Annotated in this window: 11 protein-coding genes and 2 tRNA genes; 9 read left to right on the top strand and 4 right to left on the bottom strand. The window is 44.1% G+C overall.

Annotated features, from left to right (window positions below; translation table 11 throughout):
- Positions 1-42: 42 nt before the first annotated feature.
- On the top strand, positions 43-477 hold the full coding sequence (locus P0G38_RS13970) for a universal stress protein (RefSeq protein ID WP_275852204.1): 435 nt from the start codon (positions 43-45) through the stop codon (positions 475-477).
- A gap of 354 nt (positions 478-831) precedes the next feature.
- Entirely contained in the window at positions 832-1,071 is a 240-nt protein-coding gene (locus tag P0G38_RS13965; RefSeq protein WP_275852202.1) for a hypothetical protein, read from the top strand.
- A 94-nt stretch (positions 1,072-1,165) separates the two neighbouring features.
- Here the strand turns inward: P0G38_RS13965 and P0G38_RS13960 are convergent.
- A tRNA-Thr gene (locus P0G38_RS13960) sits at positions 1,166-1,238 on the bottom strand.
- Positions 1,239-1,432: 194 nt separating this feature from the next.
- Between P0G38_RS13960 and P0G38_RS13955 the strand changes: the two genes are divergently transcribed.
- Positions 1,433-1,506 (top strand) — tRNA-Asn (locus P0G38_RS13955).
- A gap of 114 nt (positions 1,507-1,620) precedes the next feature.
- Here the strand turns inward: P0G38_RS13955 and P0G38_RS13950 are convergent.
- Both P0G38_RS13950 and P0G38_RS13945 read right to left on the bottom strand, forming a co-directional pair.
- Positions 1,621-3,009 carry a hypothetical protein gene (locus P0G38_RS13950; protein ID WP_185953319.1) on the bottom strand — a complete coding sequence of 463 codons (1,389 nt, stop codon included), beginning with the start codon at positions 3,007-3,009 and terminating at the stop codon, positions 1,621-1,623.
- The gene (locus P0G38_RS13945; RefSeq protein ID WP_016620245.1) at positions 3,006-3,395 is read right to left on the bottom strand and encodes a GntR family transcriptional regulator; all 390 of its coding nucleotides are present in this window, start codon (positions 3,393-3,395) and stop codon (positions 3,006-3,008) included. Before P0G38_RS13945 ends, P0G38_RS13950 begins: the two co-directional genes overlap by 4 nt.
- A 164-nt stretch (positions 3,396-3,559) precedes the next feature.
- Between P0G38_RS13945 and P0G38_RS13940 the strand changes: the two genes are divergently transcribed.
- The 6 genes from P0G38_RS13940 (at position 3,560) to P0G38_RS13915 (ending at position 10,316) form a co-directional block, all read left to right on the top strand.
- Positions 3,560-4,576 carry an acyltransferase family protein gene (locus P0G38_RS13940; protein ID WP_008377006.1) on the top strand — a complete coding sequence of 339 codons (1,017 nt, stop codon included), beginning with the start codon at positions 3,560-3,562 and terminating at the stop codon, positions 4,574-4,576.
- Positions 4,577-4,695: 119 nt separating this feature from the next.
- Complete coding sequence (locus P0G38_RS13935; RefSeq protein WP_005225135.1) at positions 4,696-6,024, top strand: C1 family peptidase; 1,329 nt, start codon at positions 4,696-4,698, stop codon at positions 6,022-6,024.
- Between the two features lie 344 nt (positions 6,025-6,368).
- Positions 6,369-7,757, top strand: coding sequence for an L-cystine transporter (locus tag P0G38_RS13930; RefSeq protein WP_010747447.1), 1,389 nt, complete (start codon positions 6,369-6,371; stop codon positions 7,755-7,757).
- Between the two features lie 158 nt (positions 7,758-7,915).
- Positions 7,916-8,695, top strand: a complete 780-nt coding sequence (locus P0G38_RS13925) for a tyrosine-protein phosphatase (protein WP_010747448.1) — start codon at positions 7,916-7,918, stop codon at positions 8,693-8,695.
- Between the two features lie 16 nt (positions 8,696-8,711).
- Positions 8,712-9,542 carry a fructosamine kinase family protein gene (locus tag P0G38_RS13920; protein WP_167827229.1) on the top strand — a complete coding sequence of 277 codons (831 nt, stop codon included), beginning with the start codon at positions 8,712-8,714 and terminating at the stop codon, positions 9,540-9,542.
- A 15-nt stretch (positions 9,543-9,557) separates the two neighbouring features.
- The gene (locus P0G38_RS13915; protein ID WP_015509041.1) at positions 9,558-10,316 is read left to right on the top strand and encodes an acyl-ACP thioesterase domain-containing protein; all 759 of its coding nucleotides are present in this window, start codon (positions 9,558-9,560) and stop codon (positions 10,314-10,316) included.
- 50 nt (positions 10,317-10,366) lie between these two features.
- On the opposite strand, the gene P0G38_RS13910 is transcribed toward P0G38_RS13915, so the two are convergent.
- Positions 10,367-11,335: an asparaginase gene (locus tag P0G38_RS13910; protein WP_005225140.1), complete on the bottom strand. Its 969-nt coding sequence runs from the start codon at positions 11,333-11,335 to the stop codon at positions 10,367-10,369.
- Positions 11,336-11,406 lie beyond the last annotated feature (71 nt).

The following is an 11,406-nucleotide window of genomic DNA, read 5'->3' as shown; positions in this document are numbered from 1 at the left end:
TTCCATTTTTTGTGGTAAAATAAAGAAAAGGAGGCGATTTGGATGTTACGTAATTCTCAAAATGTACTTGTTGCCTTAGATGGGTCGGATCAGTCAGAAAAAGCGTTCCAAGAAGCACTCGCGATTTGTCGTAGGAACAAAGCCAAATTGTATGTCCTCTCTGTTATCAACAATGCTGAGTTATCCACAAGTGCCTATGCTTTTGCGAAAATTTTTGATCAAGAAAAATTACGTGTGGAAACGGACATGTTGAAAAAAATCTATGATGCCAATCAACATGGGGTGGAAGATGTTGAGGTGATCGTTGAAGTCGGTGATCCAAAACGCTTTATCATTCATGCAGCAACAGAATTGTACCCGATTGATTTGATCATTATCGGTGCAACTGGTAAAGGTACATTGACCCGAGCTGTCGTGGGCTCAACCACCGATTATGTCGTCAATCATTCGAAATGTACGGTGTTGGTCGTGAAGTAAAAATTTAAATTAAACGGAAAGAATATGTTATTTTTTAAGCCAGCATAAAGCGTATCCTTTTAAAAAATTCAGTGTAGTTGAAAAAACCGCTCTCTTAGCTTTAGGAGAGCGGGTTTTTTATTGTAAAAAAGAAGTGTCTAAAATTGAGCTGTGAGCACCGATTGAAAAATCCATTTTGCTCGTTTTATAAAAAATATTTATTTAAATTGATAAAAATGACTATTAGAAGAGATAGTTTGTTACACTTTTAATAAGCAATGGCTGTAGGAAAAGTAATGGAGAGAGGGGCTGATAATTTACTGAGTTCCGCGATTCAGCTGGTTGCAAATGTCTATCATTGGAAAGGAGAATGAAATGAAGCGTGTTGCAGAAAACTATTTGGTTGTTTTTTCGATTCTTTTGCTGATTATATGGCTAGGCTTGATCCAAGTGAAAGAATATTCGCAAGAAGTAGCCCTGTCGATCATTTACTTTATTAATCTATATACGCTCTTGTTTAAATTTAAAGATGTAGCGAGGATAGTGAAAGCAGTTGTATCGGTCCTACTATTGGGTTTTACGATTTTATTTCTTTTGTATATCGCAGGGAATTAGGGGCGTACGAATGATTAAGTTAAGAAATTATCGCTATACTTTGGGAATTAGATGCACAAAAAAAGACAACGTCCGACAAACGTTGTCCTACCAAAGCCACTTGACGGGCTTGAACCGTCGACCTCATCCTTACCATGGATGCGCTCTACCAACTGAGCTAAAGCGGCGTGTTATTTAACACAAGATATAGAATACCGTAAAGGGGCTGCTTTGTCAATGAGATTTTCGGATATTTCTTGAGAAAAACACTTTGCGGGAAGGGAAGTTTCTAAAAGGGGATTTTCTTGAAAAAAAGGATCAAAAAATTGATTTTTGCTCTTGCTAAATTATCTGACTATTTGGTATAGTACAGATAGATTCTTCCGGCATAGCTCAGTTGGTAGTAGCGCATGACTGTTAATCATGATGTCGTAGGTTCGAGTCCTACTGCCGGAGTATCAAAAACGACCTTCGTTTCGGAAGGTCGTTTTTTTGTTGGAAAGAGTCCGTTCTTTTGTTGGTTGTGGATAGCCTGGGGATAATGGGTTCCCCAGTTTTTTTCCAGAACACTCACTCCGCTGAGGAAATCTTCTGTAATAGTTCCTCGTATAAATCCGTCGTTTCGGCGGCTTTTTTATTTGTGTAAAAAACGGTTGGGCCATCGTTAGTAGTGACTTTTAAAATGGGCGTCACCTTCGTGTCGACAAACATTCTGGCAGGTTCGCCGGCAACGGTAAACTTACCGATTTGGTAACTGGCGGTTCCTACACCCATGGTACGAACACGAGGAGACGGCAATTTTTCGATCAATTCCACTGTCTCTATATCTGCCAAAGAGACCGTAGTTTTCCCGGACATTGGTGCATCGAATGTGACTTCTTGTCCTTGCACTTCACCGGTGATCGCATCAGGAGCGAAATCTAAGCGGTACATTGGAATGATGGTACCGACCATTAACACAAGTAAGAAGACAGCGGTGATGCCTGCGACGATCTGTCCGCTGCGTTTGCCTAGATTGATGCCGATATTCATCCCAACACGGTCAGGAACGAACAGTCGCGCATCATTAGGATTGATGTAAAAACCATATCGCCAGTAAGCATCTTCGCCATAATAGCGCGGTTGTGCTGCCGGTTCTAAGAGCTGATCTTGTTTTTTACGCAGATCTAGCAACAAGAAGAAGGTAAAGACGATCAAGAAAACCACCAAAACAACAAAGAGCACTAAGAGGATAGTACTGAATGCTCCAGTGGCGGACATGGACGCCAGCGGGACAGTCAATAAGAGCAGTGTAATGGTACAAGTGACAGCGATCAATAAGGACCAATAGCGCTTTGTTAAATCATTGATGTGCTGGTCGATAGCTGAATCACCGCTGATCCCGCGAACGGGTAAGCGGCTGATGATCACCCAGAGATAGAGGAACAGCGCAAAAATTGCTAAGGAGACACCGCCCATCAAGTATCCTGTAGAAAGATCAGGCAACTGCCATGCTTGGTACAAACTGATCATCAACAAAATCCCCGCAGGAACGAGGCTATACCACGGCAGCATCCGCTTATTTTTGGTTTGAACGAGTTTCGTATCGATCCGAATCGGATCGATGGGTAGTTCCCATCCATTGGTAAGGATCAACTGCCGCATTTTTCCGATGTAATGTACTTGTACCAAGTAAGCTGTCCCCAGCAGAGCGGCCATATAAAGCCAGAACAGGGTAAGGATGATGGAGTCAGATAAATTGAACAAAAAAAGGAGACTTGCTACACTAAATGTACCAACGATTTGTAAGATACGCTTGCGAAATTCTGTGATCAAGCTGTGGACGCTAGGATCATCCAGATGCTCAGGGGCAAGGGTATTTTCGAGTAAAACATTTTTGTGGGGTTTACTGATCAAGCGTAAACCAAATGCGGTCGTCCCACAGAGGACGAGGGCAATAATGAAAAAAAGATAAGTCATTTGCATTCATTCCTTTCAGGAAATTGGTCCAGAAGTTGTTGAACATCCGTTAAAAGCGCTTGCTTGCTTTTGCCGTGTAAGAGAGCGATTGCTAGCTGTAGCTGTAAGTTTTGGCGATACTCCGCTTCTTGTCCGGAAGTAAACGGTGGTGGCGCGGCAACGGCGGTTCCTTTGCGGCGATCTGTGACTAACAAGCCTTCTTCTTTGAGGGAATTGTAGGCTTTTGAGATCGTCATGGTATTGATGCCGATCTCTTCGGCTAATTGACGGACGGATGGCAGCAATTCGCCAGCGGCCAAATCGCCTTTTGCGATACCGACAATGATCTGCTCCCGCAACTGCTGGTAGATGGGTTGGTTGCTTTGGGTTTGAATATCAAATATCATCGAAAACAGCTCCTTTGTATTATATATATTAATACAAACTATACAAAATAGCAACTGGTAATCAAATGAACAAGAATCGTTAGAAAAAAGTAAATAGCTTGTTACAGTTCTGTTTCATGGATCAGGTATCCTTTGACAGATACAACTTAGAGGAGGAACTTTTTATGAGCCAATCGCAAAGAACGGCTTACTTTGATAATGCAAAATTTTTACTGATGATCTTGGTCGTCTTCAGTCACTTGCTGCAGCCTTTTATCGGCGATCAGAAGTTTTATCATGACCTATATTATTTTATCTTCACTTTCCACATGCCAGCTTTTGTTTTTCTGGCTGGGTACTTTGCCAAACCGTTGACGAAGGGACACAAGCTTCGTGAGTTGATGAAAAAGTTCTTGCTGCCTTATGTCTTCTTTCAGGTGTTTTACACCGTCTATTACTGGTTGATCGGTCTACGGGAGTCGCTAAAAATCCAACTGTTGAATCCGCAATGGGCACTTTGGTTTTTGCTTAGCATGTTCTTTTGGCAGCTCTCGCTGTTGATCTTTCAAAAAATGTCCAAAAAGCAGGCGATCCTGCTGAGTATTGGCTTGAGCATCTTTGCTGGCTACGTGCCGTTTTTAAATCAAGTGTTGACCTTGCAGCGGACCTTTGTCTTTTTGCCGTTTTTCATTATCGGGTTTTATTTTCCCAAAAATGAGATGCGCTTTTTATTGAAACCAAAGATTCGGACCATCAGTTTGCTTTTCTTACCGATCATCTACACCTTTATCGCGTTTTTTCACGGGATGAACAAGTACATGGTTTTTGGTTCCAAGCCTTATGACGATTACTTGAGCTATCCGTTGTTCGGCGGTCCCTTGCGTGCGGTCTTTTTCGTGATCGGGCTGATGGGGATCATCGGCTTTCTGAGCCTCGTGCCTAGAGAGCACCTCTTTTTTACGAAGTGGGGCAAAAACACCCTGCTGGTCTATCTTTTACAGGGGATCTTCATCAAGGGCTTGCGGGCATTAGCGATCACCGACTTGAACCTGTCGGTATTAGGCTTTGTGACGTTGGTGTTAGCCAGTGTTTTACTGACGATCTTGCTAGCTAGTCGTCCGATCCGCTTCCTTTATGCACGATTTGAACGAGGACTATCCTTTGTTTTACTTGGCTTTTTGCTTTTGATGCTAACTCTTTAAATCCTTGATACGAGCAATCGCTCTTAGAAAGATGATCCTTTCATTTTTCTAGGAGCGGTTGTTATTTGAGAGGCAGAGGCGTAAAATGGAAGGAACGGAAAGTGAAAGGATGAAGAAATATGTCAGAAATTTCAAAAAAGACCACCGCTGCCTTTGCGCAAGCGTATCAAGACAATAATAAACAAACGGCACTACAACGGAGTGTTGTGAAAAATGGGATCACCGCTTCTGCGGAAAACGTGTCAGCAAAAGTCAACAATGTGCCAGTTTTTTCAGTTGATGTGACAACCGGGAAAGTCTCAAACCAAAAACAATCAGGCCGCTGCTGGATGTTTGCCGCATTGAATACATTCCGTCATAAGATGCTGAATGATTTCAATTTAAAAGAATTTGAATTGTCGCAAAACCATACCTTCTTTTGGGACAAATACGAAAAAGCCAACTATTTCTATGAAAATATTTTAGCAACTGCTAACGAGCCTTTAACAAGTCGCAAAGTTGCTTTCTTATTGCAAACACCACAACAAGATGGTGGGCAATGGGACATGATCGTTTCGATTTTCCAAAAATATGGTGTCGTACCAAAAACGGTCATGCCAGAAAGCAGCAACTCTTCCAATTCTCGTGACCTAAACAATTACTTGAACAAAAAGCTGCGTAAAGATGCGGTTGCTTTGCGTCAGCTAGTGGCTGAAGGCAAAACAGCTGAAGACATCCAAACAGCCAAAGAAGCGATGTTGGAAGACATTTATCGTTTCTTAGCGACTTCTTTAGGCACACCGCCAGAAACCTTTGATTTTGAATACCGTGATGAAGACAAAAACTATCACATTGATCGCAACTTAACACCGCAAAGCTTTTATGAAAAATATGTCGGGGTGGACCTTGATGATTATGTCAGCATCATCAACGCACCAACTGCCGACAAGCCTTACAATCAATCGTATACCGTAGAAATGCTAGGCAACGTGGTTGGCGGCAAAGAAGTCAAATACTTGAACGTCGATATGCCGACCTTCAAAAAATTAGCGATCGCTCAATTGGAACAAGGGGAGTCCGTGTGGTTCGGTTGTGATGTCGGTCAATCTTCTACCAGAGATACTGGGATCATGGCATTAGATGCGTATGATATCAACGACCTATTTGACATCGACTTTACGATGACCAAAGCAGAACGCTTAGATTTTGGCGAAAGCTTAATGACCCACGCGATGGTCTTGACTGGCGTTGACTTGATCGACGGCGAATCAACCAAATGGAAAGTCGAAAACAGCTGGGGTGAAAAAGTCGGAACGAATGGCTTCTTCGTTATGAGCGATGCGTGGATGGATGAATACACCTATCAAATCGTGGTTCGCAAAGAGTTTCTGACAGCAGAACAATTGGCTGCCTTTGAAGCAGAACCAACAGTCTTAGCACCTTGGGACCCAATGGGGGCATTGGCGTAAGACAGCAATTTCTATTGACCTCTTGAATATTCTCTGAAATTTTTCAAAAAGACGAAATGAAAAATAACGAACCAGTTGCCGCAATCCAACCGTTAGGAAAGTAGAAATCCTAACAGTGTGGGGTTGCGGCATCGGTTCTTTTTTTATTTTCTGACAAAAAAGCGGTACCATCCCAGAAAAGTGGGAACTTATTTATTGTAAGATGAAGCAAACTTCTTTAAAATGGAATAGTCACTAATGATGCCACACGTCTCATTAGAGTGAACTGTTGAAGAATGGTCACTGGGAACCTTTACTTCCTCTGACAGACTTTGTCATGTTTATTGAACAAAAGGAGGATTCAAATGACAAATCTGTTAACTATTATTGTTGTTCTACTTTTTGCTGCCCTTATTTATGGGTTCTACTTATTGCAAAAGCGTCACGTGAAGTTTTCTACGCGGGTCTTTGCGGCGTTGTTCGTCGGGATCGTTTTTGGTGGCGTGCTGCAGCTGATTTTTGGGACAGGCTCTGACGTTGTCACGCAAGCTCTTGACTGGATCACGATGGTCGGTAGCGGCTATGTAGCTCTCTTGCAAATGCTGATTATGCCCTTGATCTTCGTTTCGATCGTTGGTGCTTTCACCAAGATGAAAGAAAGCGAAAAAATCAAGAAGATCAGTTTTACGGTTCTTGCGACTTTGCTAGGGACAACGGCGATCGCTGCCTTGATCGGAATTGTGATGGTCATGGTCTTTGGTCTTGACGGTGCCAGCTTTACCGAAGGGGCAACGGAAACAGCGCGGATCGCAGAATTAGCGGAACGTTCGACACAAGTCCAAGATCTATCGATCCCACAACAAATCGTTTCCTTCATCCCAAGCAATGTCTTCGCCGATTTTGCGGGTACTCGTTCGACAAGTACGATCGGGGTCGTGATTTTCTCAGCCTTTGTGGGGATCGCCTTTCTTGGTGTCAAACGTAAATCACCGAAAGAAGCGGAAACTTTTGCGAATTTGATGGACAGCTTATATAAAATCGTGATGCGTATCGTCACGTTAGTTTTGCGCCTGACACCTTATGGCGTTTTGGCATTGATGACTAATGTATTAGCTTCAAGTGATTTTGAAGCCATCTTGAACTTAGGCAAATTTATCATCGCCTCTTATGCGGCTTTGATTTTGGTCTTACTTGTTCATTCATTATTGCTGATCGCTGTTCGGGTCAATCCAGTAACGTATTTCAAAAAGGCCTTTCCAGTCTTGAGCTTTGCCTTTACTTCTCGTTCAAGTGCGGGTGCCTTGCCATTGAACATCGAAACCCAAACCAAAGCGTTAGGTGTTGATGAAGCCACGGCTAACTTTGCAGGCAGCTTTGGGTTATCGATTGGTCAAAACGGCTGTGCGGGTGTTTATCCAGCGATGTTGGCAACGATCGTTGCTCCAACGGTTGGGATCAATGTCTTTGATTGGCAGTTTATCCTGCTGCTAGTTGCAGTAGTTACGATCAGCTCATTCGGCGTTGCTGGTGTCGGCGGTGGCGCAACCTTTGCTTCATTGATCGTCTTAGGCTCAATGAACTTGCCGATCGCCATCGTAGGCTTAGTTATTTCTGTTGAACCATTGATCGATATGGCACGGACACTCGTTAATGTCAGCGACAGTATGGTTGCGGGAATGGTGACCAGCAGTCGTATCAACGAACTGGATCGTTCGATCTTAGATGATTCTGCCGCCGTGATCGAAGCCGAATAGAAACATTTTGTAACAAGCGAAAGCAAAGAAAGACTGCGTGTGGTCTTTCTTTTTTTTGTCCGTTAAAGCTCAGCTCATAGAAAAATCTAGGTTTCAGTGCACTTAATAGCGAAGTTTCTGCTATACTTTTAACTAGAACATCGCGGGAGGGATAAGCAATGACACAATTGATTCAACTAGAACGAGCAGCAAACGTCAGAGAACTTGGCGGCTATCAAACGACAAACGGCACGACGATCAAACGAAAAAAATTGATCCGCAGTGCGGCGATCAATGAATTAACTGCTTCAGATCAAGCAGTACTGGCAAACTATGGGGTCAATCAGGTCATTGATTTTCGCTCCATCGCTGAAGCCAATGCACAGCCTGATCGACCGATCGCCACAGCAAAGCAGCTTTTTTTACCTATTTTTAAAGAAGACGAAACGATGGTTTCCTTGTCGCCAGAAAGCTTGAAGCAACGCTTGGAAGATGGGGAAGATGCCGAAGAGCAGATGAAAAAAGTCTACCGTCACTTTGTTGAAAGCGACTATGCCCGCCAACAATATCGGCAGTTCTTTGATCATGTGATCGCTAATGCGGAAGGCGAAGGTGCAACCTTGTTCCACTGTACCGCTGGCAAAGATCGCACAGGCTTTGGCGCCTTTTTATTGCTGCATGTGTTGGCGGTGGCACCAACGACGATCAAAGAAGATTATTTAGCGACCAATCGCTATTTAGCCCCAATGCTAAAAGAAAAATTTGCCCCAATGACCCAGCATTTGCCGCAAGAGCTGTTAACAGCGATCACGGTTTTGATGAGTGCCAAAGAGAGTTTTCTTGATGAAAGCTTGGCTGCGATCGATCAGCATTTCGGTTCGGTCGATCAGTATCTCCTGCAGGGACTAGGGGTGACGAAAGAAGAGCAAGCGTATTTGAATGCCCAACTGACTGAGTAAAGAAAGGGAGATCCGTATGGAGGAAGCATTGTTCGCAGCAATCGGGATGACCGGCTCGCTGACGCCCATCAGTGGTGGGGATGTCAATCAAACGTATCGTTTCACTACAGCAGAAAATCGCTATTTTTTAAAAACTCATCCTCATGTTTCATCGGTGTTCTTTCAAGCAGAGATCAACGGCTTAGCTGAATTAGCCCCTTTCGTGCGGGTGCCAAAAATCGAACGTCTCGGTCAGACTGAAGAGAGGGCATTTTTATTGATGGAATGGATCGATGGTGGGGAAGGACAGCAGCGACGCTTAGGTCAAAGCTTGGCTCGGCTTCATCAGCAGACGCAGGAGTCTTTTGGGTTTTACGAAGACAATTACATCGGCTTTTTGCCGCAAGTCAATCCGAAAACCACCGATTGGCTTGATTTTTACACAGTCTGCCGTTTGGATGTGCAAGTCGAACTAGCGAAGCTAGGTAACCGCTGGCATGCCAAACGGGAAGCTGCTTATCTGCGTTTGAAAGAATTTTTGCATGAGAATTGGCGTGATCGCAGCGTCACACCTGCTTTATTACACGGTGATTTTTGGCGGGGGAATGTGCTGTTCGATCAGCAAGGAGAACCAGTGTTTCTTGATCCAGCAGTCGCTTATGGGGATCGAGAAATGGATATTGCGATGTCCCAGCTCTTCGGTGGTTTTCGTCAGGAATTTTTGGAAGGCTATCAAGAAGTCTATCCATTAGATGAGGATTGGCAAGAGCGACTGCCAGTGTATCAATTGTATTATTTATTGGTCCATTTGAATCAGTTTGGCGAAAGCTATGGACCAAGTGTCGATGAACTATTGAGTCGTTTTTAGGAGGCAATTAGAACTATGGCAGCAAAGTATCAAACCACACATGAAGTGGCGTATTATGAATGTGATGTCAACCAAACGATGACGTTTCCAGCCATGCTAGGCATCGCCATCAAGACATCAGAGGAACAAAGTGCGGCGTTAAACCGCGGACCAGAAGTCATCGCTAGTTATGGCTTGACCTGGATCATCACCAGCTATCACATAACGGTGACTCGTTTGCCGCGCGTAGGAGAGCAGATTCAAGTGGCGACCCAGGCAAGAGAATACAATAAGTTTTTCTGCTACCGTTACTTTTGGTTATTGGCAGAAGATGGAACGGAACTGGTCAAAATCGAGGCGGTTTTTGCGTTGATGGACCCTGAGACGCGCAAAGTCAGCAGTGTACCAGATGAGATCGTGGCGCCTTTTGGCAGTGAAAAAATCAAGCGAATCAAACGCTATCCGAAGATCACCCCTATCACGCAAGGACAATTTTTGCCGTATCGGGTGCGTTTCTACGATATTGATAGCAATCAGCATGTCAACAATGCCATGTATTTCAATTGGCTGATGGACGTCTTAGGCTATGAGTTTTTAACAAAACATGAAGTGACACAAGTGACGATCCGTTTTGATCGGGAAGTGGCTTACGGCCATTTGATCGAAAGCCATTTTCAAATCAATGAAAAGACAGTCGATGAAGCCGGCGAGGCTGTGCCACTGCAAACGATCCACGAGATCAAGATCGGTGAGGATACTTACTGCGAAGCCATCTTTACTTGGCGAGAAAAATAAAACAACCCTTTTGCCTCCATTAGCGGAATGGCAAAAGGGTTTTTGTTTGGTTAATTCTCCATGAAATCAGGCAGTTCATCCATGGTCAACCCACGGTTTTTTGCTATTAGCAATTTGATGCGGGCTTTTTGGCTATTGATGCTATTGCAGAAAATCACCCCAAGAGCTTGCAATTCGATCCCGCCGCCTAAGTAGTCATAGACCGGCTCGGCAACGCCGTTGAAGCAGCGAGAAACTAAGACGACTGGAATGTTTCTAGCGATCAGTTTTTTCAAAGGCTCTATGGTTTGCGGCGGCAGATTGCCAGCGCCTAAAGCTTCGATCACTAGTCCATCGATCAGCGAGTCGGCTAAAGCATCGAACAATTCCCCAGTCATTCCCGCATAGGCTTTGACGATCGGAAACAGACCATCGACACGATCAACATCCAAATGGCGGTTATTTAACAGCTCTTGCATGAACAAGATACGGTGCTTTGTGACTAAGCCGATCGGACCTAATGTCGGGGTGCGGAACGTCGCAATATTGGTGGTGTGGGTCTTCGTAACATAACGTGCGGAATGGATCTCATCGTTCATCACGACTAAGACGCCTTTTCCTAAGGCATCAGGTGATTTCGCCACCCGAATCGCACTTTCAAAGTTATAAAGCCCGTCACTGCCGATTTCATTACTTGAGCGCATGGCGCCAGTCACCACGATCGGTAACTGACCGCCGATCGTGGTATCTAAAAAGAAGGCTGTTTCTTCCAGCGTATCGGTTCCGTGAGTGATCACGACCCCATCGACACCGCTTAAATGCGCCAGCTGGATACGTTCTTTCAACTGCAGCATTTCTTTTGGGGTCATATGAGGACTGGGAATATTAAAAATGTCTTCGACGATCAATTCAACATCGTCGTCAATGTGGATCGGTGCATCCATCAGCGGATTGCTGACATCAGGGCTGACGCCGCCTGTCAGGGTGTCTTCTTTCATGGCGATGGTGCCGCCAGTGTGCAACACGAGAATTCGTTTCATTTTTTCATCACCTGCAATGATTTATTTACTCTTAACTCAAAACTATTGTATACTATTAAAATAAGAAAACA

This window comes from Enterococcus casseliflavus (assembly GCF_029215545.1).
Lineage (GTDB): Bacteria > Bacillota > Bacilli > Lactobacillales > Enterococcaceae > Enterococcus_D > Enterococcus_D casseliflavus.
This window is presented reverse-complemented; position numbering and strand designations above follow the sequence as displayed.